This window comes from Sutcliffiella halmapala (genome assembly GCF_002019665.1).
Lineage (GTDB): Bacteria > Bacillota > Bacilli > Bacillales > Bacillaceae_I > Sutcliffiella_A > Sutcliffiella_A halmapala.
This window is the reverse complement of the sequence record NZ_KV917375.1, coordinates 1,833,988-1,860,265: the sequence shown is the minus strand read 5'-3', so window position 1 is coordinate 1,860,265 and position 26,278 is coordinate 1,833,988. Positions and strand designations below refer to the sequence as shown.

General features: G+C 36.7%; 23 protein-coding genes. 2 read left to right on the top strand and 21 right to left on the bottom strand.

Annotated features, from left to right (window positions below; genetic code table 11):
- Positions 1–20: 20 nt before the first annotated feature.
- Positions 21–164: a hypothetical protein gene (locus tag BK580_RS23545; RefSeq protein WP_169864894.1), complete on the bottom strand. Its 144-nt coding sequence runs from the start codon at positions 162–164 to the stop codon at positions 21–23.
- Between the two features lie 225 nt (positions 165–389).
- On the opposite strand from BK580_RS23545, the gene BK580_RS09010 reads away from it, so the two are divergent.
- Positions 390–761, top strand: coding sequence for a VOC family protein (locus BK580_RS09010; RefSeq protein WP_078380003.1), 372 nt, complete (start codon positions 390–392; stop codon positions 759–761).
- A gap of 412 nt (positions 762–1,173) precedes the next feature.
- Complete coding sequence (locus BK580_RS09005; RefSeq protein ID WP_078380002.1) at positions 1,174–1,851, top strand: GNAT family N-acetyltransferase; 678 nt, start codon at positions 1,174–1,176, stop codon at positions 1,849–1,851.
- Between the two features lie 300 nt (positions 1,852–2,151).
- On the opposite strand, the gene BK580_RS09000 is transcribed toward BK580_RS09005, so the two are convergent.
- From BK580_RS09000 to BK580_RS08905, 20 genes are all read right to left on the bottom strand, one after another.
- Positions 2,152–3,633, bottom strand: coding sequence for an SEC-C domain-containing protein (locus tag BK580_RS09000; protein ID WP_078380001.1), 1,482 nt, complete (start codon positions 3,631–3,633; stop codon positions 2,152–2,154).
- Between the two features lie 119 nt (positions 3,634–3,752).
- Complete coding sequence (locus tag BK580_RS08995; protein WP_078380000.1) at positions 3,753–4,940, bottom strand: SLC45 family MFS transporter; 1,188 nt, start codon at positions 4,938–4,940, stop codon at positions 3,753–3,755.
- Between the two features lie 345 nt (positions 4,941–5,285).
- A complete protein-coding gene (locus tag BK580_RS08990; RefSeq protein WP_078379999.1) occupies positions 5,286–6,701 on the bottom strand; it encodes a serine hydrolase domain-containing protein in 1,416 nt (471 codons plus the stop codon).
- 51 nt (positions 6,702–6,752) lie between these two features.
- Entirely contained in the window at positions 6,753–7,610 is an 858-nt protein-coding gene (locus BK580_RS08985; protein ID WP_169864890.1) for a MurR/RpiR family transcriptional regulator, read from the bottom strand.
- A 24-nt stretch (positions 7,611–7,634) separates the two neighbouring features.
- Positions 7,635–8,618 carry an ABC transporter ATP-binding protein gene (locus BK580_RS08980; RefSeq protein ID WP_078379997.1) on the bottom strand — a complete coding sequence of 328 codons (984 nt, stop codon included), beginning with the start codon at positions 8,616–8,618 and terminating at the stop codon, positions 7,635–7,637.
- A complete protein-coding gene (locus tag BK580_RS08975; protein WP_078379996.1) occupies positions 8,619–9,644 on the bottom strand; it encodes an ABC transporter ATP-binding protein in 1,026 nt (341 codons plus the stop codon).
- A 51-nt stretch (positions 9,645–9,695) separates the two neighbouring features.
- Positions 9,696–10,598, bottom strand: a complete 903-nt coding sequence (locus tag BK580_RS08970) for an ABC transporter permease (protein ID WP_078379995.1) — start codon at positions 10,596–10,598, stop codon at positions 9,696–9,698.
- A gap of 18 nt (positions 10,599–10,616) precedes the next feature.
- Positions 10,617–11,537: an ABC transporter permease gene (locus tag BK580_RS08965; RefSeq protein WP_078379994.1), complete on the bottom strand. Its 921-nt coding sequence runs from the start codon at positions 11,535–11,537 to the stop codon at positions 10,617–10,619.
- 115 nt (positions 11,538–11,652) lie between these two features.
- Complete coding sequence (locus tag BK580_RS08960; protein ID WP_078379993.1) at positions 11,653–13,272, bottom strand: ABC transporter substrate-binding protein; 1,620 nt, start codon at positions 13,270–13,272, stop codon at positions 11,653–11,655.
- Positions 13,272–14,759 carry a M81 family metallopeptidase gene (locus tag BK580_RS08955; RefSeq protein ID WP_078379992.1) on the bottom strand — a complete coding sequence of 496 codons (1,488 nt, stop codon included), beginning with the start codon at positions 14,757–14,759 and terminating at the stop codon, positions 13,272–13,274. The genes BK580_RS08960 and BK580_RS08955 overlap by 1 nt, the downstream gene beginning before the upstream one ends.
- 250 nt (positions 14,760–15,009) lie before the next feature.
- On the bottom strand, positions 15,010–17,307 hold the full coding sequence (locus BK580_RS23900) for an alpha/beta fold hydrolase (RefSeq protein ID WP_235864016.1): 2,298 nt from the start codon (positions 17,305–17,307) through the stop codon (positions 15,010–15,012).
- A complete protein-coding gene (locus BK580_RS08940) occupies positions 17,297–18,457 on the bottom strand; it encodes a M20 peptidase aminoacylase family protein (protein ID WP_078379991.1) in 1,161 nt (386 codons plus the stop codon). Before BK580_RS08940 ends, BK580_RS23900 begins: the two co-directional genes overlap by 11 nt.
- On the bottom strand, positions 18,450–19,277 hold the full coding sequence (locus tag BK580_RS08935) for a GNAT family N-acetyltransferase (RefSeq protein WP_078379990.1): 828 nt from the start codon (positions 19,275–19,277) through the stop codon (positions 18,450–18,452). The genes BK580_RS08940 and BK580_RS08935 overlap by 8 nt, the downstream gene beginning before the upstream one ends.
- 26 nt (positions 19,278–19,303) lie before the next feature.
- Positions 19,304–20,440, bottom strand: a complete 1,137-nt coding sequence (menC, locus tag BK580_RS08930) for an o-succinylbenzoate synthase (protein WP_078379989.1) — start codon at positions 20,438–20,440, stop codon at positions 19,304–19,306.
- A 430-nt stretch (positions 20,441–20,870) separates the two neighbouring features.
- Positions 20,871–21,497: an SGNH/GDSL hydrolase family protein gene (locus BK580_RS08925; RefSeq protein ID WP_078379988.1), complete on the bottom strand. Its 627-nt coding sequence runs from the start codon at positions 21,495–21,497 to the stop codon at positions 20,871–20,873.
- A 138-nt stretch (positions 21,498–21,635) separates the two neighbouring features.
- A complete protein-coding gene (locus tag BK580_RS08920; RefSeq protein WP_078379987.1) occupies positions 21,636–22,517 on the bottom strand; it encodes a proline iminopeptidase-family hydrolase in 882 nt (293 codons plus the stop codon).
- Between the two features lie 186 nt (positions 22,518–22,703).
- Entirely contained in the window at positions 22,704–23,870 is a 1,167-nt protein-coding gene (locus BK580_RS08915) for a hypothetical protein (RefSeq protein WP_078379986.1), read from the bottom strand.
- A 280-nt stretch (positions 23,871–24,150) separates the two neighbouring features.
- Complete coding sequence (locus BK580_RS08910) at positions 24,151–24,672, bottom strand: YehS family protein (RefSeq protein WP_078379985.1); 522 nt, start codon at positions 24,670–24,672, stop codon at positions 24,151–24,153.
- A 639-nt stretch (positions 24,673–25,311) separates the two neighbouring features.
- Positions 25,312–25,482 (bottom strand): hypothetical protein, encoded by a 171-nt coding sequence (locus tag BK580_RS23540; protein ID WP_169864888.1) that lies wholly within the window; start codon positions 25,480–25,482, stop codon positions 25,312–25,314.
- 21 nt (positions 25,483–25,503) lie between these two features.
- Positions 25,504–26,268: a phosphotransferase family protein gene (locus tag BK580_RS08905; protein WP_078379984.1), complete on the bottom strand. Its 765-nt coding sequence runs from the start codon at positions 26,266–26,268 to the stop codon at positions 25,504–25,506.
- Positions 26,269–26,278: the final 10 nt, after the last annotated feature.

Here is a 26,278-nt window from a genome sequence, read left to right as displayed (position 1 = left end):
TTTGGGTATTTGTTAGTTTTTTAGAAAGGTAGCCCCATGATTAGTCCTGCCATCTTCTCAATGGGAGAACACAAGCTCAAGCTCCATGTTAAGCACCAACCAACATAAGACAGTTCAGTTGTTAAATAACGTGCTTCTACTACTTTTTTTATCGTAATATCCAAAATTATCATCCTTAAATGGTTGCATTTAGCTATATTCTAATTTTTTTGAAATGTTATAAAACGCTTACGGGGTAATTAATAGTTTTTTTCATAATCCATGAAGCTCAAGGATGAGTTATTTTGATTCAAAATAACCCAATGGTTAATATTGTATATTGCTAAATACACATATATACTAAACATAAGCAACGAAAAAATCTGTTTTTTAAAAAAGGGGCTAAAAACATGAAGCTTGGTGCTTTTTCTGTAAGTTTAAATGTGAAAGATATCAACGTATCAAAGTCTTTCTATGAAAAGCTAGGATTTCAAGTATTAGGTGGAGATGTTGGTCATAATTGGATTATCATGAAGAATGAAAATTGTATCATTGGACTATTCCAAGATATGTTCGAAAAAAACATTTTGACCTTTAACCCAGGCTGGAATGAAAATGCAGAAAACCTCGACTCATTTACAGATGTTCGTGAACTTCAAAAACAGCTGAATGAAAGAGGAATACAACTCCAAACAGAAGCAGATGAGACAAGTGAAGGACCAGCTTACATTACACTAGAAGATCCAGACGGTAATCAAATCCTTATAGATCAGCATAGATGATGAAGTGGTTTGCATAATAAGTAATTAAGTACATAAAATCTAGTTTATAGCTGACTTTCCTCGAGTGCTTGAGTATTAAGGAGAAACACAACACGGAACTACCCTTTAGATTAAGTAGTTCCGTTTTTGTGGAAAAAAACTATAAATAGCATAGTAATTAGCATACCAATAATCACTAAAGTTGGTATGCTTTTTTTCGATAATATAACAGAAATTTGAACGAATAATATCCCGATATCGTACTAAAAAACAACCGGACAATGGCTATTATCATTACCTGAATTCAGGTGCGGGGTTAAATGTAATTTTATGTTAAAATCATTATAAAAGAATGTGAAGATATGTTCTAACTAACAAAGCAGTTGAATAGTAATCGTGTTTATAATATTGAGATATAAGGGGGAGAGAAAATTTGACTAAAGATTACAAACTAATGGAAATACAAGCAGATGTATTATTTAAACATGATAGTTTAGGAAGAATGACAGAAATAAATGAGCCGCTGAATATTGATGGACCTTTCTTTTTCCTTGGGCGTACAAAAGAAGGAAATGTCGTTCGTTTCCATAATTCTTTCCCAAATTTAAAAATGAAGACAGTGTTGGAAGTTATAAATAACGACGAACGGAACGTTGACCTTGGAAAAATAATTGAAGTTATTAATGAGATAAAAGCGATAAGTAGTATTTGGATTGGTCCAGCATACGTTTTTCCAGAAAGTTTTAATATGAATTCAAACGCAGTTAAAATAACAAATGAAAATAAGGAATTACTAATAAAGGATTTCCCAAATCTATTTAAGCAATTTGAATGGAGACAACCGTGTTTTGCAATTATTGCAGACGGTAATGCTGTTTCTGTTTGTTGTAGTGCGAGAAAAAGCACAAAAGCAGCTGAGGCAAGTGTGGAAACATTGGAAGGGTATAAAGGGAAAGGTTATGGGACAAATAGTGTTATCGCTTGGGGGAATGAACTCAAGAAAGAAGGATTACAACCTCTTTATAGTACAGCGTGGGATAATTTCTCATCACAATCAATAGCTAAAAAATTGGGGCTTCATAAATATGGTGTGGATTTCCATTTAAGTTAAGTTTTTTGGGTATTACCCTGTTTAAAAACGAACAATTCAGCATGATATACACAATAAATTCAAAACGCTTAGGCAATTCAATGTACCCCTCAAAGCGTTTCGGTGTGTTAATTATATTGTTATTTGGCTTTTTTTCCACGTTATCGGAACTACTTACCTTTAGATGTGCCTTTCTTTTTTATAGAGGAGCGACTATTACTCCTCTATACTATACTCAATCCCATTCATCTCGCACCATTCTTCTGCTATTTCTCTTAATCTTCAACCAGTAACTTTAGATTTACTGGATTCCCCACTATCTCATACCTCCACTTTATTCAATTCTTCTATTAAAAACGGCTTGGCGGTCCTTGGATATCCACCTTCCATTTCTAATAATTCCCACATATTAATTCGTCCCTTTGTTATCTCCCCAGTGAATAGTAGTCCTTCCTCTAGATATTCCATATGCACATCAGATCCGGAAATCGTGTATTGTTTTCCTTCTAATTCTTTATTTGATCCACTTAATAGAATGACACGAAAGCTTTGTTTATTTCTCTTCACTATTTCAAACAACCCTGCGATTTTTGGACTATCTATTACTATTTCACCGCGTAATAGTTTTGCTAGTTCATTCATTTTCAAACCAAAATCCCCATGCCGGTTCGCAAAAAAAGTATGTGGAAGCTGTACAGCGTTTATGAATTGACTCTCTTCTTCCTTTATGAAATCGGCTAATCCTGTCCACAACATCCCCTTCTTATTTCGTTTCATCCATTGTAGAAAAGCTTTGAAAGTGCTTAGAAAATCAGTTATTTGCGTTTTCGTCATGACCTCAAACATATCAAAGTAATCTTTTGACAGAAGGCTTTTCCATGTTTTTTCTTCAATTTCTATTAAATCAACAATATGATTTCTTTTTAATACTTCATTAAGATCCTGTAAACTTTCTCGATACTTCCTAATCGTATTCTCTTTTTTCCCTTTTGTTTTTTCTTTAAAAAATGCCAGAAAATCGCCTGAATAGACAGGAAGATGCTCTAATCCTAGATCTTCTAAAATAGCAATGTCCTCGTTATTATACCGGTGCTGCTTATCTCCAGATAGCATTACTGCTAACACTTCAAGAGTATACTCCATCATTACAGCATCATATGCCATTCCAGTTGTCTTCATAAGTGACTCTATCTTATGTTTAGCCCGTATCAGATTGTTTGATGCCATGAATACTTTTACGCCATTGAAGTAATACTTTTCATTATTTAATTCTAACAGTCCAATTGTTCCATCGCCTTGCTTAATACTACTAGGTACATTTCCATATGTATTTGCAACTGGATACGCTTCTTTTGTTATCATATCTTCAAATATAATGACATCCGCCGCTATTTCCGTTGCTTGAACTGGGTAAAATTTTAAATTCGTCCATCTTTTAGCCATTGCTTTCAAGTCTGAGTTTAAGTGATTCTTTCTCTCCTTATAAAACCATTCAATTCCACGATGTCCATTTTCATATCGATGGATAAACAATGTAAAAAAGTGAAACATCATAGGAACCGCCTCTTTATCTACACTTTGTCCTGTTCTAGTATCAAAAATAGTCTGTAAGCGTTTATGTTCTCGATGGTCCATTTTCCCCCATACAAAATCAGTAATCATTGTTGTTAATTCATGCTTTCGCTCATAAAATCTTTCTTCTTGTAGCTTAAATATATCTATGACCTTATCTTTATTCATACAACATTTCTTATATTTCTTACCACTGCCACACGGACAAGCTTGATTACGACTAATTGCCATCGGTCAACTCTCCCTTAAGTTATCTAATTCTAGTTTAAAGGCATGAGGGGAAAAATCAAGGGAAACAAGAGAAGTTACCACAGGGACTGTCCCCATGGTATCCCGTGGTATCCGTGGCATCAAGTACCAAGAGGAATGTCTTGGTTCTCCTCCTCTGAATGCTCCACCTTCAATATACAACCTAAAGCAAAAAGCATGCTAGCTGCTGCGGCATAGAATAGGATTCCAAATCCAAATAAATCAATGAGAAGACCAAATGCTGGTGGAGAAGTGATCGCTGCTAAGGAAGATACTAAATAATACAAGCCGGTCCGTGCTCCATAGCTGTTTTTCCCTCCAGTCGCAACAATTAGTGGATAAGCATTGATGTTAATACAGGCCCAAAACATTCCGCCAGCTAGAAGAAGAACCCATAAAAGGTAGACTGAGTTTATCATGTTTAATAGAAGGAAAATGATAAATAAACCGATAATACCGATGATGATCATCTTTTTCTTGCCGTATTTCGCCCCTAAGAGTCCGCACGGTATGGCTGCGGCAACAAAGGTTAAGGAAAAAAAGGCTAGGGAAAAGGCGGAGGCACTTTTGGACAAGCCAAATTCATTTACTCCGTATAGCGTAAATAATGCTTCCATTCCTTGGATCGAAATGAACCAAAAAAAGATTGCCGCTAACAAGTAAAGCGTTGGCCTATTTAGTTCCTTTTTGTAATTAAACTTTTGTACTGTCGTAATGGTATAGGAAATGGCATCTCGATTTTCTTTAATATTTTTATAGACAATCCATAAAGCCAGAAAGAAAAGGGAGGAAACAACTAAAAATGGAAGGGATTCATTGATATGAAAAAGATACGAGCCAACACTAAATGCTAATATTGCTCCACAGCCACCCATAAAGTTGATAATTCCGTTTGCTTTCGTACGCTTTGATTCTGGTGTAATATCAGGCATTAAAGCAATAGTGGGAGAACGGAAAATCGCCATTGATAGGTTCATACAGAGCATAAAAATAATTAGCATAAGTAAACTAGTGTGAAATGGAATCAGAGCAAAAAATACAGCAGCCAATGGAATACCGATGAGCAAATATGGCATCCTTCGACCATACCGCGTATTCGTGCGGTCACTTCTTTGTCCAATATATGGCTGCAAAAATAGGGCAATATAATTATCAATGGTCATGAGAAATCCAATCAAGGCAGTGCTTGCAACGAAATCGTCTAGAAAGAATGGCACAAATCCGTTATACAAAGACCAAGCAATACTAATGCTAAAAAAACCAAACCCTAACAGCCATGTTTTTTTCATTCTCGTTCCCCTTGTTTTCAATTTACCTTTTGTAAAAGGCTTATAAAAATCGGATTGCACTTATGTAAACATATAATCTTTATAAGTATTGGAATGTAGTGATATTATACTATGCTGTTAATCTCTCACTTTTGCTTGTCCCGTTTGTTCAGTACTCAAAAAATGTAAACAGGAGCGTTCACTGTGGAAGACTCATAGAATGTCTATAGGAAGTTTTTTTGTCTGGGGAAGGAGATTATGGACGAATAAAAATAGAAAAACCGTTTGCGTAATACCAAACGGTTTTTCATATTAATGGCTCTATTAATCTGAGATATTATTTCTTCCAAACTCCGGACTTAACTATTAATTCTTGGGAAATTGACGCATATGATAAGCAACCCGCTCAATCTCTCCATTATTATCTCTTACAAAACGGATTAGCTCCTTTTGATCTTTTACGACCGCAAGGAATAGATCAGGTCCTACACATTGAATTGGAAAGGATGTTCCTTGTGTAGAGAAATCAATCCCCTCTTCTGTTACTGTTATGGAGAGACTCATTCCTTCATTCGAAGTATATGTTCCCTCATAAGTTTTTAATTCCGCAAAAGAAAGTTCTAGTTCTGCCACAGAATACGGCGTTTCTTCTACATCTCGACCCTCTATACTATTTAATGCTCCACTCATAATAGTCGTTGCTGGGACACCGGCTAAGTTCGTTAAAATCATACCCGTAATGCCTTCTTCCGGTATGATGCAAAGTTGAGAAGCTACTGCTTTTAGATTTCCTCCATGCTCTACTAATGTTGAGCCATGAAAATTAGGTGTAATCATAAAACCATAGCCATAATAGCGCCCGGGGGAGCATTCAATGTACGGCGTAATCATTTGCTCCACACTTTCTTCTGTTAAAAGTCGTTTATCCCCTATTTTACCTTTCGTACGAATTATTTCTGCATACTTTAACATATCATTTACGGTAGATTTAAGTGCACCAGCACCTCTCATTGAAGGTGATTCCCACCATACAGGGGCTTCATAAACTTCTAAGCCGTCCTCTATTTTTCTAGCAGCATAAAGTGAGGTAATGTTAGAGTAGCCATCCAACTCATCAGGTTCAAAGCAAGTATGCTCCATCCCACACGGATCTAAAATGGATTCTTTTACAAACTGTTCAAACGAGATACCACACACACGTTGCACAATCGTCCCTAACAGAGCATACGAATCATTTGAATAACTGAACTCCATGCCTGGCTCACCGAGAAGGTCAAACTGTAATCCTGCAATGAACGCCATTAACTGTTCATATGTATCAATTGGTCCCTGTTCATCGTCTTTTACAATGGATAATCCAGGATAGTCTTTAGCTGAAGGATCTTGATCAATACTTCTTTTTTTGGCATAAAAAAGGGATGGAAGTGGTGGTAACCCTGCTGTATGGGTCATGAAATGATGAATAGTCATTTTATTAGTTGCATCTGTTGGTGTAGAAAATTCCGGCAAATATTTCACTACAGGGTCGTGAACCGACAGCTTCCCTTGTTCTTGTAGCATCATAATCGCCATACAAGTAAATGATTTCGTTACAGACGCGATTCCAAATACAGTATCCATCGTTACAGGAAGCTTTTTCTCTACATTCCGATAGCCGAAACCTTTTTCATAGATTGGATGCCCATTATGTGCAAAACCTATTGCAGTTCCTGGAATTTTGTATTTCTGAATTAAACCTTCTGCATAATTTTCAAATGCACTCATTTCAACTTGAACTTTCATTCTTCCTCCCCCTAGCATCATCAATATTTTTGTCCCATTTCACGCTCAAAACTAGTTCTCATTTCGATAGAACGAATAAAAATGTTCACTTGTTTGGTTATATTCATCTACTCGCGCTTCGACATTTTCCTTATCCGACACCATAACACTCGTAATCAATGCATTCAAAATGGAAAATAAAGTTGGCATACCTTTTAAACTAGTTGGATTCGGTGTAATGACTGGTAGTGTGTAATTTGCTATCACGCCAACTGGAGATAATTCGTTGTCTGTAATTGCAAGAATAGTGGCGCCTTTTTCTTTTGCGGCTTTTACAAACGAAATTGTTTGCTTAACATAGCGTTGGAACGATAGTGCAATTACTAACCAATCTTCCCCTACTTCTCTTAGTAAATAATTTGCATCATCAATATCCCCTTTAAATAAAATCGTATCCCCTTTCACGATATTTAAGCTGTAAGCTAACCAATTAGCAGGAGCATACGTCGTTCTTAAACCAACGACGATTATTTTTTTTGCTTGAACAATACTCGTCACTGCTTCTAAAAATAGGGCTTCATCCATCTTTTCAAACGTTTTTTTAATAAATTCAATGTCTTGGTTCATTACATCCATTAGTGTATTATTGTCATTCTTTATTCCCTTTTTTAAAGCTTGAATTGGATCCTCCCCATCTGGAAGTAACAATGCTTTCCGAATATCCTCCTGTAGAGCTGCATATCCGGTATATCCTAGTGCAGCACTACACCGGATAACGGTTGTTTCACTCGTATTGGTTTGCTTTCCGATTTCCTTTGCTGGATATAAGGCGATTAATTTAGGGTTTTCTATAATAAAATTTGCTACTTGCTTTAACCGTTGTGACAGGTCGTTATAATGTAATTTAATTTGATCCTTTATCCTCTTCAAACAACTCTCTCCTATCATGTATATCTACAAAATTTCAGTGTCATACAAATGACAGGATACCACATGCCCGGGACTTAATTCTATAGGCTTAGGTGCAATTTTGGTGCAAATATCCATACAAGAACTACAACGAGGATTAAAGGTACAGCCACTAGGCGGGTTGGATGGATTCGGAACATCTCCAGTTAGAATTATTCTTTCTTTTTTTATCGTTGGATCAGGCACTGGCACGGCAGACATTAGTGCTTGTGTATATGGATGGGAAGGATTGGAGAACAACTTTTCTTTTGAAGCAAACTCTACCATTCGACCTAAGTACATCACTCCTATCTTGTCACTTATATGTTTCACCACACTCAAATCATGTGCTATAAAAATATACGTTAAGCCCATTTTATCTTGTAAATCTTGGAATAAATTTAATATTTGCGCTTGTATCGAAACATCTAGTGCCGATACCGGCTCATCTGCAATAATAAGTTTTGGATTTACAGCGATTGCGCGGGCAATTCCAATCCGTTGCCGTTGACCTCCACTGAATTCATGAGGATACCGCTCATAAGCATTTCGATTAAGTCCAACTTTCTCAAGAAGATCCATTACCATTTCTTTACGTTCTTTCGTATTTTGACCAATTTTGTGTGTCGACAGGGCCTCTTCAATAATAGAACCAATTTGAAGCCTCGGATTTAATGAAGCATATGGATCCTGAAAAACTATTTGCATATCTTTCCTAAGCTTTCTTAATTGTTTACTATCCATGGATGTTATTTCCATACCTTGATATTTCACTGTACCGCTAGTTGGTTCAATAAGGCGAAGAATACTTCTACCCGTAGTTGACTTACCACAGCCACTTTCTCCTACTAAACCTAGAGTATCTCCTTCTTCTAAGGAAAAGGAAATACCATCTACTGCCCTAACATAACTATTTACTTTTTTAAAAATGCCTGTTTTTATAGGAAAATATGTCTTTAAATCCCCGACCTCTAGTAATGGTGCGCTCATTTACTTTTCCTCCTTCGGTTCATGTAACCAGCATCTAACTGTTTGTTTATCTTGGAAAAACAGAGGAGGGTTTTTCTCCGTACATATATCTATCGCAACATTACATCTATTTCTAAACGGACACCCTTTAGTAATCTCACCTAAGCTCGGCACATTTCCTATAATTGGATCTAATCGTTTTTGCTGTTTCGCTAAATTGGGTATCGAATTAATTAATCCAATTGTATAAGGATGTTTGGGCGACTTAAATAAAGTATATACATCTGCTTCTTCAACAATCTGCCCATAATACATGACCATCACTCGATCCGCTATATCTGCCACAACACCAAGGTCATGTGTAATTAATAAAATTGTTGTATTGTATTCTCTTTTTAATTCCTTCATTAAATCTAAAATCTGAGCTTGAATTGTTACATCTAATGCAGTTGTAGGTTCATCTGCAATAAGCAGCTTCGGATTGCAAGCCATCGCCATTGCAATCATTACCCTTTGTCGCATTCCTCCTGATAATTGGTGAGGATAATCGTTAATAATTTTATCAGGCCGTGGAATCCCTACCTTCTTCAACATTTCAATCGTTCTCTCTTTTTTTTCTTCTTTAGTACAGGCCTCATGTAATTGAATAACTTCTCCAATTTGCTGTCCAATTTTATGGACAGGGTTTAGTGATGTCATTGGTTCTTGGAAAATCATTGAAACAGCTTGTCCACGTATTTTCCGCATTTTTTTTGGTGATAGCCCATTTAATTGTAAATCTCCTAACTTAATGCTTCCTTTTACAACACCATCATGTTTAGGAATCAATCCCATTATTGATAGAGAAGTTACGCTTTTCCCACATCCAGACTCCCCAACTAAAGCAACCGTTTCCCCTTCTTTTAAGCTAAAGCTAATATTATTTACAGCTGAAACTTCCTTTTTATTATTTTTAAATTTGATATATAATTCCTCAACGTTTAATAAGTCTTCTCTATCACTGTTTCTATGATTTTGCACATTTAATGTTTCTTGAATAGATATCATAGTATCTCCCCCCTACCTAGTCGTGTTTGTCGACTCCCAAACTTTATGAAACTATTTTAATCTAGGATCAAGTGCGTCTCTTAATCCATCTCCCAGTAAGTTGAAGCCTAACACGACCAACATAATGGCTAACCCTGGAAATAGAGTCATCCACCAAGCGCTAAGTAAAAAAGATTTCCCTACATACGCCATTGCTCCCCACTCCGGTATCGGTGGTTGGGCTCCTAAACCTAAAAAGCTTAAAGCTGCCGCAGCTAAAATACTTGTTCCAAATTGTAATGATGATAACACGATGACTGGTGACATTACGTTAGGTAAAATATGTTTACCGATAATTTTCAAGTCACTTACTCCTAATGCTTTCACAGCCTCAATGTATTCCTTTTCCCTGATTGACAATACCGTCCCTCGAACTACCCTTACATAAGAAGGAATGACAGAAATAGCGACAGCAATCATTGCATTTGTTAAGCCAACTCCTAATACTGCAATAATAGCAATGGCTAATAATAGCGATGGAAAAGCTAATAAAATATCCATGCATTGCATAATGTATATATCTAATCGTCGATAATATCCTGAAATAACTCCTAAAATTACACCGACTATTCCAGCTATTGATACTGCAATTAATCCCATCATGAGGGATACTCTTCCACCATGCATCATTCTAGATAATATATCTCGTCCAAATTCGTCTGTTCCTAACCAATGTTCAGAAGAAGGTGGGATAAAACGATTTTCCATTCTCATTTCTTCGATAGGAAATGGTGCGAGTACAGGAGCAAGTAATGCTGTGATAATAAAGAAAAGTAAAATTGTTGCCCCGACTAAAGCACCCTTATTTTTTTTCAGGCGTCCCCATACTAAGGACCAATACGAATTCGGTTTCTTTACTGCACCTATTTCAGGAAGAATTTCTTCTGTTTTAGGTCTTGTAACTATTTGACTCATTTTTTGTCATCCTCCTCTCTATTCGTATTTAATTCGAGGATCAACCACACTATATATAATGTCGATCATTAGGTTAACGATAATAAATAGGAATGCCATAAAAAGTACTAGCCCTTGAATCGTAGGCATATCACGTGTAGCTATAGCATCAATTGCTAAACTTCCTATACCTGGGAGTGCAAAAACAGTTTCAGTCACGACCGCTCCTGCTAATAAGTTCCCAAATTGCAAACCTACTAAGGTAATAACAGGAATTAGAGCATTTTGTAATCCATGGCCAAAAACGAGGCGGAGAACATCTACGCCTTTTGCTTCAGCCGTTCGCATATAATCCTGTTTAATAACCTCTAGCATGCTAGACCGAGTCATGCGGGCAATATTACCAGCTGTAGCTAAACCTAGAGTAATCGATGGCAAAATTAAAGAATATATCCCGTCGTAACCCGAAATCGGAAAAATCGGCAGTTGATAAGCAAAAATATATATTAAAAAAAGTGCAATCCAGAAACCTGGAGCAGAAATACCAATCAAGGAAACTAGCATCGCTAATTGATCGAAAATGGTATTTTGTTTTACAGCTGCAATGGTGCCCATAACAATTCCTAAAATAGTACCGATGATTAAACTATAGACTGCTAATTGAAATGTAACTGGAAATCTATGCATAATTTCATCTAATACAAACTGATTTGTTATATAAGATTTACCTAAATTCCCCTGAATGGCATCCCCTATAAAACTAAAATACTGCACAATGTATGGCTTATCGAGCCCGAGAGTCTCTCTTAACCTATTAATGGACTCTTCCGTAGCAAATTCACCAAGAATATTTAATACTGGGTCACCTGGGATTAAATGAATCATTAGAAAAACAAGTACTGAAACCCCAAGAAGCGTAATGACCATCGAAAACAGTCGTTTAATTAAGTATTTTGTCACATATGTTCCCCCTTTATTTGAAAGACAAATACCGGGCAATTCGTATATCTACACCGTCCAAAAAGAAGGAAGTTGGGAAAGTATTGAATTACTTCCCCAACATTATTAGAGCTACTTATTTTGACAGCGAGATATCAGACCAGATAATATTCCCAGTGATTGGATGTAATTTAAAGCCTTCTAAATCACGATAAGCTGTTACATTTTCACGAACAAATAATGGAACCCATGGAGCTTCTTCAACTAAAATCTCTTGAGCTTCTTTATACATTTCCATTCTTTCCTCATGATCCATTGTGACACGTGCCTTTTCTAAAATAGAAATCAAATCGTCATTCTCATAGTGCACACGTGTAGAAAGCCCTCTACCAAACATAGAATGTAAAATATCCGCATCATACCAGCCGTAAGTCCATAGAAGCATCTCGTGTACACCTTCAGGACTTTGTGCACGAATTGTGGCATCCTCCTGTACAGAAATCGTCATTTCAATTCCCGCTTCTTTTAATTGATTTTGTAAAATTTGGGCAATTCGTTGCATCGTTGGCTCTTGAGTTACCCATAAATCTACGCTTAATGGCTTTCCATCCTTCATCACAAATCCAGAACCATTTGTTTCTGAGTATCCTGCTTCTTGTAGAAGGCTTTTCGCTTCTTCAAGGTCACGAGCATACATATTTGCTGCGTAATCTTCTACCTCTTGGTTATACCCCGGAATAGTTGGAGGTAATGGTCCATAGATTGGTTGTGCTGCACCTTCTAACGCATAATCAACAATTGGGGCACGGTCTACAGCTAATGCAATGGCCTTTCTCACTCTTTTATCTTGGAACACTTCTTTTTTATTATTCATACCAAGATAGACATGGCCATTAGCTAAAGCTCTAGCTAATTGTGTATTCGCATCTGCTTCTAACTCCGCAATATAGTTAGGTGGAACAGAAAGCATAACTTGTGTATTACCACGCTTGAATTCTAGTAATCTAGTATCGTCATCCGCAATAAAACGGAATACTACTTCATCAAAATTTACTGCACCTTTATTAGCAGAATATGGTGCACCTAAAATAAATTCGTTAAACGCCTCAAATGTAATAGAAGATCCTCTATTTATCTCTTTTAAACTTAAAATCCCTGCAGAACTTGCATGATTTCCAAAGTCTTCACCATGTTCGTCTATTGTAGCTGGATCTAACGGTGCTAAATAAGCTGTCGTTGCATTGCTTAAAAATGGAGCAAAAGGTTCACTGAAATGCAGCTCTAATGTTAACTCGTCTGCCACTACCATATTCTCTAATGGTCCTACCATGTAACTCGTTGGAGCTGATTCAATAAATCTCTCAAATGATTTTTTTACTCCTTCTGCAGTGACAGGGGTACCAGAATGAAAGGCTGCTCCTTCCTTTAATGTAAAAATAATAACTTTTCCATCATCTGAAAACTCATATTTTTCAGCTAAAGCCGGTACAATTGTTCCATCTTCATCAAATCTAACTAATGGCTCATATAAATGTGCATTCGCATCATCCACCCAAGTTGTTCTTTGCACGTCTACCGTATCAGGCTCACGTACAGAGGTAACCGTTATCGATCCTCCACTTTTCCCTGTATTGGAGTCAGAATCACCTGCATTGTCCTTCGTTACATCCGTTGTTGTATTATTAGAGGATGTACATGCAGCCAAAGCAACCACAAGCAACAGCAAAAATAGCAATAAGAAATGTGGCTTTTTCATTAATTTTTCACTTCCTTATTCATACTAGAAACTAGTTTTAATGGATAGACATCTTCTTTAAGATTCGTATAATGAAAGGTGGTAAAATCTAATGTTGTCAGACCTGGAGAATCAACTGTGATTATCTTTGAAGTAATTGGTTCGAAGCCAGCTCTAAAATGTTGGCTTGACTTTAATGCAATAATCTTATATTCTGTGACATCTATTCCATGTAAGAGGAATATTTGCTCATCTAGCGTTTGAGCTTTTACAGAACAAACAATAATATCGACTCCGTCGCATTGTAGACGCACAGTTCGCCCAAGATTAACCTTTCCTCCCTTCCCCATTGGAGAGGATTGCGTGAAATACCCATCTGTTAAACACTTTACATAAGCTCTTAACGTAATAGGTTCTCCATGTAAATTATCCGTTTTACCACCCAACTCTGCTTCAATACTCGATCCTACTCCTGCTTTAAAAGCCATTTCTACTACTTCAGGGTCGTATATAAATCCAAATGCAGCATTTTCTACTTTTTCTTCTAACAAAGCTCTTAATAAATATGTCCCGTCACCAGGTGTACCTCCACCTGGATTATCAGAAGTTTCATTTATAACAACTGGAAATCCTTTATGTTGTAATGCTTGAATAATTCCTTCCTTTGGTGATGGTTGCTTTTGATAAAAATCTTCTTTTCTTTCCCATATATAAGAAGAAACATCTTTCGCTGCTTGTTTTGCCAAGTCTGGATCTCCGTTTGTAGTTACTAACACAGTTACTCCTAACTCTGCTATATTGGTATATGGAAAACCATGATAAAAAGTACAATCGATAATATTTTCTTTTTCCTCCCATTTCCAGCAACGTTCATTTACATCGCTTGCAGGGGCTAAATTGGTCGTTGATGTTGGAATAATCATAGGTAGAGTAGATAGATACATAGTTGGTTTGAGGTTTTGTTGTAGGATGCTTTGTGCTACATTTACTGCTTCTATACCTATTTCGTAAGAATCAGTATGAGGATATAAGTTGTTTCCGAGAAGTACATCAGCCTCATCGACCATCGTTTGAGTGACGTTTGCATGTAAATCAAGTGTGACTACTATTGGAATCTTGTAACCAACCATTTTACGAATTTCCTTCAATAAATCTCCTTCTAAATCTTCCGTACTTTCTGTTACTCCCGCACCATGTAATGAAAGACAAATAGCATCGTAGTCGGCGGACTTTGAAATTCCACTTAATAATTCTCCTTTTAAGGCTTCGTACGCTTCCGCAGTAATGACACCAGCAGGATATGCAAAGGTAGAAAATGTCGGTATGACTTCTATCCCTAGCTCTTCAGCTCGTTCAATCATTCCACCTACAAAATTCCTTACATGACGGTTTTTCTCAAACACCGCTTCTCCAACATCCCATCCCCAAAGCTTAAACGATTCTACATCTGTTTTGACATTGGAGAATGTGTTTGTCTCATGAGCAATTTGTCCGACTAAAATTTTCAAGCTAACACCCCCTATTATTATCAGCCTAGCTTTATTGTTGTTTAAACTTCAAAATTTCAAACACCAGAAGTCTAACATTCAATTTATCATTATTATACACACCTATTTTTTTAGAAACAAGCTTATATTCAGAATATTTCTTAAATTCATGATAGGAATGTTGACAATCTTTTCCCTTTCTATCATTCAACGAAATATTCTACTAACTGACAGGATATAATTCTTTGAAAAGTAATCATCCCTCCATATACTACACCCTTTGCTTACTGTTTACTTTTGGGAACTCTCGATAATGAAATGTAATTCTCACAGCATTTCCAACATCATCTCTATGAATTTGAATAAGCTCCTTCATATCATTAACAGTTGCTAATAGTAGGTTTTCACCTACCGTTTTTACAGGATGGGAACTCTCTTGATAAGTAAACACTGGAACTCCATTTTCAATTGCTATTGCTACTTTCATTCCTTCGTTAGACACATATTCACCAGTAAAACGCTCTAACACTTCAAGCGGCACTTCTACTTTCTCTAAATCAGCAGAGGATACAAATACATCCCTTCCTTGGTAATCATTGATGGCTAGTTCCATAATACGTGATGCTGGGACACCAGCTAAGTTAGTCAATGTAACGCCACTTAATCCTACTTCTGGTAACACGCTCATTTGCGCCGCTATTGCCTTTAAGTTTCCACCATGCTCTACTAACCTAGTACCAAAATAATCAGGCGTAATCATTAATCCATATCCATAATATCTTCCTGGCTGTGCCTCTATATGAGGTGTCATCATAGCCTCTACGCTTTCAGTTGATAAAATCCTTTGGTCATTTACTACACCAGTGTTACGGAAAATTTCTGCATATTTCAACATATCCGCAGTTGATGATTTTAAAAATCCAGCTGCTCGCATCGCAGGAGCATCCCACCAAATCGGTGCTTGATAAACATACTTTCTACCTTCTATTTCATCTATTGCATAACTCATTTGTAAATTTTCATCATCGCCATACTCTTCTATAGTAAAGAAGCTACGGTCCATTCTACATGGCTTCAATATATGGTCATATACATATTGCTCATACGATTTTCCACTAGCTCGCTCAATAATCGTACCTAATAGCGCATAACAATCATTGGAATAACTAAAATTATTTCCTGGTTTTCCTAATAAATCTAGATCCAGTTTCCCTATAAAGCTCATTAGTTGATCATAGGTATCGATATACCCTAGATTTTCTTCCTCTACTTGTAGACTTTTATGGTCCTTTACCGATGGATCTATTTCCATCGTCCTTCTAAGTGCATAATACAAAGAAGACAATGGGGGTATCCCAGCAGAATGCGTCATAAAGTGATGGATCGTCATCTCCTTTACCGTAATAGAATCTTTCAAAGTAAATTCGGGTAAGTATTTTACAACTGGATCATCCACAGAAAGCTTCCCCTGTTCTTGAAGTTGCATAATTGCTATACATGTAATTGATTTTGTAATGGAACCTATCCCAAATACTGTATCTAAATTAACAGGAAGTGATTTCTCAATATTTCTAAAACCTAATCCTGAACTAGAGACAACTTCTCCGTCTTGCGCTAAAGCTACAGATGTCCCAGGAATTAAGTACTTTTCTACTAATTGTTTGGTCGCATGTTCAAAATCTTGAGACAATTTCTTTTCTCCCATTTTTTGTCCTCCTTTTGATTGGATGAAAGTTTTTACTGTATCGAAAAATAGTGATGGTTCATCGATTGGTATATTATGGCTACTATTTTCAAAAATCTTTAGTTGACTGTTTGGAATGAGTTCTGAAATTTGTACTGACTCTTCTACTGGTGTAATCCAATCGTAACGACCTGCCATCACAATTGTTGGTATCCGAATGGCAGAAACTTTATCTATCACATCATATTTTTTCAAAAAGTTCCCAAACCCTTCATTTAATGCCTCATAGGAACGATTACCAAGAGGAGTCGATGTCGAAATTGTCTCTTGATGTTTGAAGGAATATAGCGGCGCCATTACTTCATAATATTTTTTTAATTGTTCTTGAGATTGAAAGGAACCTTTCCACAAAATAGTGGCCATTTCTTTTTGCTCTTTATTCCCCCTTTCTTTGATAAAAGCTTTTGCTTTCTCTAAAAAGTTAGAACTTGCAGAGGTTGTCAATAACAATAAGCCTTGTAGATGATTCTGATACTTTAATGCATAGTTTAATGCCACCATTCCTCCGTATGAGTGCCCTAGTAAATATATCTTCTTAAAGCCTAGATACTTCCTTAACGCCTCAATATCCTCCACATTATTTTCTATAGAATAAGAGGTTTGAGGACCTCGGTTGGATAGTCCACTCCCACGGTTATCGATATACACCAACTGTGACATTTCTGACAATCGTGAAAAATGAGGTTTAAATCCTAGATGGGTACCTCCTGGTCCGCCATGTAAAATAAAGCAAACCGGTTTTTCAACTAGTTTTGTGCCAACCTTTTCCCATCCAGCACCTTCAATATCAAAGAAAAGTTTTGTTCCATTTAAATTAGCGAACATAATAATCAATCTCCTGTTTTAACAGTTTTCCAATAGCTAAGCAAAAAATCTGCACGCCAATCTGTAACGCTTGTAGGTCGAATTTCATTTCTGGATGATGTAAGCCTGGCGATAAACCGGCGCCAATACCAACCATTGTTGCTTGAAGATCTGGATAAGATGCTTTATAAAAGTGAAAATCCTCTCCTCCTGGTGTTACTTGCGAATCAACTAACCCTTTTTCTCCAAGGCTCTCTTTAATAGACTCACGAATGATAGACTCAACCTCCAAGCTTGGCTTTGCTGCTACCATGGAAGCCATTATATCAATTTCGACCTTTGCATTATTCACAGAACCTGCAGTAATAACTGCATATTTAACTTGTTCAATCAGTTCTTTCATCACTTCATTTTCTTGAGCTCTGACATCAATTCCAAACTCCGCTAAATCGGGAATAATATTAATGTTATCTCCACCAGCTTTCACTACCGTAACCTTAACGGAAGCAGATTTTGTAGGATCTACTTTAATTGCATTGACCGCATGAATAATTGCTCCTAATGAATCAACCACATTAATGCCGAGATGAGGTCTTGCTCCATGAGCCTGGACTCCTTTGACGGTTCCTTTCAATAAAGTCGTTGCACCATGATAAATTCCTGGTGAAGCGGTTCCGAAAGGTAGCTCTTGTATTGGTCGGAGATGAGTGCCAATAAGATATTGCACATCCTCTATAATTCCTTTCTTTATAATCGCTTTTGCACCATTTCCTGATTCCTCTGCAGGTTGAAAGATAATTTTAATTAAGCCCTTTGGGGTAAACCCTATTTCTTTCAAACAAATTATACTGTATAAAACCATTGTCATATGTGCATCATGACCACAAGAATGATTAGCTTTCCACTCTCCATCTACTAGTTGCCAGAGTGCATCCATATCTGCTCTTAACCCAATAGTTGTGCCTTCTTTACCGTCACCCCAATACCCAACGACACCTGTATGGTCAGAGAACGTTTCATAAGGAATACCTAACAGCTCCAATTGCTCACAGAGGAATTTAGTGGTCTTAACCTCTTTCCAGCTCGTCTCCCCATTTTTATGTAAATGATGATAGGTTGCTGTTACCCTTTCCTCATTATTGGCAATCCATTCTCGAATGCTATCAATCATCTAATACCCCCAAATTTGAATTTTCGATAACATAAAATTGATAGGAAGGATCTCGATCTTTCATAATACCTGTTACAACAAAGTCTTTTGCTAATAATTCTGTAAAAAACAACCTTAAATCATCCCGCCAGCTTTTTGCTAATTGTATATCTTGAATCTTGATTTGTTGGATGTTTTTAGGAACAGGAACTAAATAACCAGCACTTTCCTCCAATTTTACGGATGGTGTTTTTTCAAGCTCTCGCAATAAAACAAATGGATATGTGTGGACTGAATCTGATAAGGAATGTTGATCGGAAATTGCCCGTTCTACTCTTTTCGATGTAATATCCCATTCAATTAAAAATCGGTCAGTTGGTAGACCTTTATTTAACTTATCGTCCATAAGTCCGTAATACTCTTTAATATATTGACGAGCGTATCCACCGAGTTTCACTAAATTAAAGTAAGCATTGCGCGCTTCTAACGGATCATAGGTCCATACTATTTTTTTATATCCCCCAGTCTTTATGGCCCATTCTCGTTGGGCTAACTTTAAAGCATAGCCTATACCTGCATTTTGGTGTTTCGGGTGCACTGCTGTCATATGAGAAATCAAATATGCTCTTCCATCTTTAAATCCTGGAAAACCATAGGTAAATCCAATGACCTTTTCTTCTTGAAAAGCACCTATTACAATGCCACCATGATGGCTAGCTGCAACTAATTGAGTAAGAGGAGTAACCACCTCGTGACCCCAAATCTCCCCTTGAAAGAAAACAATCTCTTTCATTTCCTCTATACCCACTACTACCCTATACTTAATGGGGCTTGTCGTCATTTGGTAGTAACCTCCTAATAGATTAGTCAATACTTTTTTGATAGCTTACTACAAAGTTTATATTCTTTCTCTAAATATACTAATTTACTAATAAGACCTTCATTGAGATCGAAACCAAATCCTGATTGTGTAGGTACTTTAATATAGCCAGGTTTCATTAGTTTTACTTCTGGGAAAATAATATCCTCCTCAAAGTATCTATTAGATGCCGACGTGTCACCAGGAATAGTAAAATTTCTTAACGATGCTAATGCAATATTATGGGCGCGTCCAACACCAGCTTCTAACATGCCCCCGCACCAAACTGGAATATTTTGTTCTTCACATAAGTCATGAATTTTCTTTGATTCTGTAATGCCCCCTACGCGTCCAACCTTAATATTTATAATTTTGCATGCCCCAATTTCTATTGCTTTTCTCGCATCCTCCACTGAATGAATACTTTCATCAAGGCACAATGGCGTTGTTAATACAGATTGTAGCTTGGCATGATCAATAATGTCATCATGAGCTAATGGCTGTTCAATCATCATTAAATTAAATTGTTCCAACTGCTTTAATAGATTTAAATCTTTTAAAGTATAAGCTGAATTGGCATCTGCCATTAGGGGAATAGAGTCTCCAAATCTATTTCGAATCGCGCTCAGTGGTTTTATGTCCCAACTCGGCTTAATTTTCACTTTAATTTTTCGATAACCTTCCTCTATAAATCCCTCCACTTTTTCTACTAGTTTTTCTACAGTAGGTTCTATTCCAATACTAACTCCAACCTCTATCTCATCTCGTGTTCCACCAATCGCTGATGATAAGCTTTGTCCAGTTTGCTTACTATATAGATCCCAGATGGCCATTTCTAGTACTGCTTTTGCCATATTATTGCGTCGAATAGAGGAAAACATTGATGAAATTTCATCAGGATGTTGAATCTCAATATCCATTAATTTAGGAATTAAAAATTCATCAAGAATATAGAATACCGTCCCAGTTGTTTCCTCATTATAAACAGGAAATGGCATTGCTACACTTTCACCTATCCCAACCTCTCCGCCACCAAAAGCACGAACAAGAATGATATCTCTTTCTACTACCTTTCCAAAGCTCGTTTCGAAAGGGGCCTTTAAAGGCATTTTTAATCGCTGTAGTTTAATTTTATCTATTTTCATGTAGTCACTTCCTTTTTAAATAGAATTATTATCTTGGAGGATATTTCCTCTAGACATGTGGGCATAGTTTTTTCTTCACGAGAAGAAATGTTGATAAAACTAGGAGCTTAGAAAAAAAGGAGCTTAAGAAGGGATTTCTTTGATGGTAGCACAAAAGAAGTTTATACAACAAAATATAATAATAATAAAGTTTAAACTTTATAATTATTATATTTTCACTTTTCTGATATTGCAAGAATTATTTTCATAATTTTTTGACTTTTATAATTGTTTCATTTCATTGCTTCTTTTATTGATACTGCTATTAAAACCATGGCTGTTGTGTTTTAAATACAAAAAACCGCTGGTGCTACAACACCAAACGGTCTCGTTTATAAAATACTTATCAACAGAATTTTTGCGGGGAAACACCAGTTTTCATTTTCATTTTTTATTTCAAGTGCCACTTTACTGCATCAACCCATGTTTTCGCCATTAACAGATTTCCTTTATCATTCATGTGAACACCGTCTGTTGTTAATGCGTGGATAGGATTATTTCGTAAATAATCTAAGAATGATTGGTGGGTCGGTACAAGGATCGAATCGTATTCTATCGCTAATTGTTGAACGATGTCGACATATTCTTTTAGTATGATATTACCAGGAGACTCTATATTTTCTTCAATTATAGTTGGCTCCATCAAGAAAAGGACCGCGTTCGTTTTTTCATTTACTTCCGTTAAAAGCTCACGATAAATGCTTTCAAATCTTTCTGGAGAGACTTGTTCTAATTCCGGGTTATCTAATTGCCTCCAAACATCGTTCACGCCGATTGAGATAGATACATAATCTGGATTGAGCTTTATTACATCCTCGTCCCATCTACTCTGTAAATCTGTGATTCTATTTCCGCTAATTCCACGATTTATAACGTTCGGAAAATTACTAGGATCCGTTAATACTAAATAGTCGTAAATCATTTTCACATAGCCAGAACCCATTCTTTCTGTATCCTTGAAACGCCCTGACTCGGTAATACTATCACCTATGAATACTAATCGCTTTTGTGGTTGCATGGAATTCTCTTCTCTCCTTTTCGCGCAAATGATGGTACAAAACCTAATTGTGGTTTAATTATATTATTCCATAAACTAACAAAAACCGACAAGACGATTCTTATCGGTTTTTGCAATTTTTTCAAATTTCATATAAAATTACAATTCTCTTACATCAGCATTCTTTAAAAATTTACCAATTACTCTCACATATTCCTCCGGCTCTTCTATGTATGGCATATGCGCACTTTCTTCAAACTCATGGAACCTTCCATTAGGTGTTAAGGAGCTAAAGTATTCTGTTGATTTAGGCGTAGCTTCATCGTAGCGACCACACGTATAAAGAGTTGGTACCTGGATTTCTTTTAATCGGTCGGTACAGTCAAAATCCTTTAAGTTTCCGGTCACATGGAATTCAGATGGACCCCACATAATATTGTAAACCTCAGGATTTCTGTTGTGTGCCCCTTTTTTTAGGAATTCAGGATATGGATCCAGTCTACAGACAAAATGCTTATTAAATACAGCCGTTGCATCCTTGTATTCCTGTGAATCTGTTGTCCCATTTTCCTCACATTGCTTTAATGTTTCTTGAACATCTCGAGAAAGTTGTTTGCGATTTAGATCCTGATCCGCTGCCCACATTGGAGCGCTTAAACACGGGCTTGAAAAGATAATACTCTTTACCCCGGTAGGATTCGCTAGATAGTAAGCCGCTGCTAACGTCGTTCCCCATGAGTGACCAAGAATATGGAATTCCTCTAGTTCAAGCGCCTCTTTGATTTGTCCTAACTCCTCCACAAATCGATCAATATTCCAAAGGGACGTGTCCGTAGGTCGATCCGATTTCCCACATCCTAATTGATCATAAAAAATAACCGGGCGATCCTTGCTAAGGATTCGTAAATCTTGCATAGCAAAATGCGAAGAACCTGGCCCGCCATGTAACACAATAACCGGTGTCTGATTTGTATTCGTATCGTGAAGCTGATACCATACCTTCCCACCAGTTACTTCAATAAATCCCTCCGACATAGACATACATTTCTCCCCCTTTTTACATATGAACCCTTCTATTATCATGTAAAAAGAATGAAATGAAAAGGCATTGCTAAATGTAGCTTAAAATTGAAAATAACTAAACAGAATAACATTTTTCAATAAAAATAAGGAAACTTCTGCTTTAATTAAGAAGTTCCCTAAATTTCTCCATTCTCTTGTTATCTACTACTCTCTCTTATAAACACCTTCAAACGACATATTACTTCCATGCCAAGCTGTACATCCTGTGTTTTCGGTCACTTCAATGGAGTCTGTACCGAGCTCGAAAATCAGTTCACATCCATGCTCTAATTCGTTGAAGATTCCTTTTGTTCCATCGACTACTGCCATTCCTTCTAGCTCACCAACGTTTCCTCCACTAGAGATAACATTTAGCTGAAAGTCAAATACATTCCCAGAGACATTACTAATTTCAAATCCTCCAGAGTAGCTTTCATGCCTCCAGATACCCTCGATGCTCTTGATATAGTATGGTGGCTTACGATACTCGATTGGAATCCAGTCTATCGGAATGTCATAGATGGAATTTGTGTTTGTAGCGTCAACCGCGTTCAACCAATTAGCATCATGATTAAAAAAAACATAGACCTTTCCACCATTCACTTCGTTTAGAAAGGTAACGTCGTTATACTTCCCTACATAAGCTTCATACTCCTGCCAGGTGACCTTCATATCCTCTTTCTCAGGACTGACTTTGCTCCAACCATCCATCACCCAAATTTCATTCTCTTTAATTACCGTAAAATAGATCGTCCCTCCGTTGTCCCCATGTAACTCATTAGAAAATTCGATGGACGACGCAACTATTTTATTACTGTTGCTTTCTACCACCGTAAATCGAACATCCAGCGATGGAAACGGGATAAGAGGTGCATCACATTCACAATAATATTTTGAGGATAACTCCTTCAAATGACCATCCGTAAAGGATTTAGATGCATATTGAAGTAGCTCTGGTTTAAGAAGCTCAAAATCAGCAGGGTTACTACGATTACTCCAATTATGCGCTGTACCCAGATCACGATAGGTGAAAAGAATACCTTCAAATAAATCAGAAACAATGTCTTTTACATCGTCATTCGATAAACTTTCTTCCTCCTCTTTGGGATATTCCGTTTCGTTTCCCTTACTACCATCGCTATCGATGTTAGTATCTGATTCCTCATCCCTGTGAACCTCTTTCACTTCCACTTCTATGTCTCGAGTGCTGACATGACTTGTTACTGGAATTGCTTCTGTTTCCTTATTAAAAATTTGTTGAAAAATAAAAAACGTACCTATCCCTGTAATGAGGAAAATAAATATCGAAATAAGCCACTTTTTTTTAATCACTAAACTCAGTAACCTCCTAAGAAACAATATAAGTATCTATATTAGTAAATGTGGTTACTTTTGGAAATATGTATAGGAAAGGGTAGAAAAAATGAGTAAGGAAGTTCGTGGTCTTTTGTCTTATAACAAGCGATTGATAACGCAGTTGGTGTATCCTCGGGAAAATTTGAAATCATTGCCGAAACCATCTAGCTAAGTAACGGAAAGAAGGGCTGCTTATGATTCAACCCCACCCTCCTATAGAAGCGGTATCTGTTTCGACCCTTATCTAAAGATTATGTTAATCTCTATATTTAAACGCTAGTCCTTTTAAAAAGTTTCGCGCGTATCTATCACCGCATGCCTTATAATTCTTATGGCCTTCTTTTCTTAGTAAAGCTCCTAATTCTCCTTTTGTTACCATCACTCCAGCATCTGCCAAAATATCAATCATATCCTCGCTTGTTAATGCTAGTGCTATTTTCAGCTTCTTTAGAACTACATTATTCACACTTCGATTATCTGTGATCGACATTGCTGGTCTTTCAGGCTGACCGGGTTTTGGTTCTTGTTTTCCTCTTTTAAAAACAATAAGGCCGTTCAAAAATGACTCTAATGTGAAATTATCACATCTAACATTTTCTTCATCTTCTACTAAATTACCTTCAGCATCGTAAATTTCCTCAAATTTAGTAAGCAGCTTTTGTACGTCTTCTTTCGTGACATCCACGCCACCAAGTTTAAAAATTTCTATCATATCCGCATCTTTTATGTCTAGCGCATATCGTAATCGAATTAAAATATCGTTATTATTCATGTCCATTTGTAAAACCTCCGAAAATTATAGCTATATTCACAGCATTGAAAGTTCCAACACTAGCCAACATAAAACTACTTTATTCTAATCTCCATTAAATTTAAATTTTAACACTTTAAAGACATGATTTATAGTTTTACCTGAAACCTAAGTTCAATTATGATGATTTTCCCCTATTTTCAGGATATAAACTTACATTCCTTTATTAATTTTACTATTGCACAATATATCCGAGTTAATTAACCAGATTAGAACAAAAGAGAAAGCACGAGTTAATTAACCTTTATAGATCACGTTCAGATGGTTCCCTCTTTTTTCGTTTTTGAGGACACGATTATGCGTTAATCGTTCCCTCTTTTTCTCTTTTTTCGATTTTGAGGGAACGATCACGCGCTAATCGTTCCACCTATTTCTCTTTTTTCGTTTTTGAGGGCACGATCGCTCGCTAATCGTTCCCCCTATTTCCCTTTTTTCGTTTTTAAGGACACGATCACGCGCTAATCGTTCCACCTATTTCTCTTTTTCCGATTTTGAGGGCACGATCACGCGCTAATCGTTCCACCTATTTCTCTTTTCCGATTTTGAGGGCACGATCACGCGCTAATCGTTCCCCCTATTTCTCTTTTTTCGTTTTTGAGGGCACGATCACGCGCTAATCGTTCCACCTATTTCTCTTTTTTCGTTTTTGAGGGCACGATCACCCACTAATCGTTCTCTCTTTTTCCTTTTATAAGGAGTTTTGATGATGCGATTATGAAGTATTATCACAATTAATTCTGTTACAATTAAAAAGGCAGCACTAACTGCTGCTCCCAAACTCTATTCTACTATGCAAAATTAGAAATCCCTTTCATTCCTAAGATGTTGATTTACTATCTCCATAAGGCGTTCGGATTTTTCCGCTGGCACATGTTCAGCCAATCTCGCACCTGCTATGATTGGCGCCCATTGCAGGACCTCCTCTTTCAATAAACCACTTTTCTCACAATAAAGACGCAAATACAAATCTGCTAATTCTACTGAAAACTGTAAATACAAAAGATACGTCCGGTAAACGTCGGCACGAATATCCCCCACACTTGCATCCACCCAATCGATAATTGTTACTTTGTTGTCTGACATAATCAAGTTATATAAATGATAATCTCCATGACAAAGCCTTTTCTCAAAGGTCATCGTCTCCAATTTATGTAGTAAAGCAGACTTGTGTCTATTATCCAAGGTATGGGCTGATGCGATTTGACGACTTAATTTTTCAGTCATTGGTTCAAATTCATTAGCGACGACCGTCTGATGAATTTTTTGTTGTATCTCAACAGAAATATTCATGTAGTATTCTGCTTGATCCATTTCATCAGATACAAGGTCACCTATTGTTCTACCCTTAACGTATTCCATTATTAACGCTTGTTTCCCATCTATTTTCGTAATATCCAATATTTTAGGTACCGATAGTCCACACGTATAGGCGCATTTTTGTTTGGATGCTTCATAGGAAGCTTCCGTTTCCGGTAGATAGTCATTATATAATTTAACAATCTTATTTTCAGACAGATAGATTTTGGCTGTGTTCCCTATTGCAATTAGAGTACCTAAATGCATCTTTTATCCC

Coding starts and splice junctions, on each gene's coding strand:
- BK580_RS09010 (WP_078380003.1), top strand. CDS start 390: ATGAAGCTTGGTGCTTTTTCTGTAAGTTTAAATGTGAAAGATATCAAC.
- BK580_RS09000 (WP_078380001.1), bottom strand. CDS start 3,633: ATGGCAATTAGTCGTAATCAAGCTTGTCCGTGTGGCAGTGGTAAGAAA.
- BK580_RS08995 (WP_078380000.1), bottom strand. CDS start 4,940: ATGAAAAAAACATGGCTGTTAGGGTTTGGTTTTTTTAGCATTAGTATT.
- BK580_RS08990 (WP_078379999.1), bottom strand. CDS start 6,701: ATGAAAGTTCAAGTTGAAATGAGTGCATTTGAAAATTATGCAGAAGGT.
- BK580_RS08980 (WP_078379997.1), bottom strand. CDS start 8,618: ATGAGCGCACCATTACTAGAGGTCGGGGATTTAAAGACATATTTTCCT.
- BK580_RS08975 (WP_078379996.1), bottom strand. CDS start 9,644: ATGATATCTATTCAAGAAACATTAAATGTGCAAAATCATAGAAACAGT.
- BK580_RS08970 (WP_078379995.1), bottom strand. CDS start 10,598: ATGAGTCAAATAGTTACAAGACCTAAAACAGAAGAAATTCTTCCTGAA.
- BK580_RS08960 (WP_078379993.1), bottom strand. CDS start 13,272: ATGAAAAAGCCACATTTCTTATTGCTATTTTTGCTGTTGCTTGTGGTT.
- BK580_RS23900 (WP_235864016.1), bottom strand. CDS start 17,307: ATGTTCGCTAATTTAAATGGAACAAAACTTTTCTTTGATATTGAAGGT.
- BK580_RS08940 (WP_078379991.1), bottom strand. CDS start 18,457: ATGATTGATAGCATTCGAGAATGGATTGCCAATAATGAGGAAAGGGTA.
- BK580_RS08935 (WP_078379990.1), bottom strand. CDS start 19,277: ATGACGACAAGCCCCATTAAGTATAGGGTAGTAGTGGGTATAGAGGAA.
- menC (WP_078379989.1), bottom strand. CDS start 20,440: ATGAAAATAGATAAAATTAAACTACAGCGATTAAAAATGCCTTTAAAG.
- BK580_RS08925 (WP_078379988.1), bottom strand. CDS start 21,497: ATGCAACCACAAAAGCGATTAGTATTCATAGGTGATAGTATTACCGAG.
- BK580_RS08920 (WP_078379987.1), bottom strand. CDS start 22,517: ATGTCTATGTCGGAGGGATTTATTGAAGTAACTGGTGGGAAGGTATGG.
- BK580_RS08910 (WP_078379985.1), bottom strand. CDS start 24,672: ATGGACATGAATAATAACGATATTTTAATTCGATTACGATATGCGCTA.
- BK580_RS08905 (WP_078379984.1), bottom strand. CDS start 26,268: ATGCATTTAGGTACTCTAATTGCAATAGGGAACACAGCCAAAATCTAT.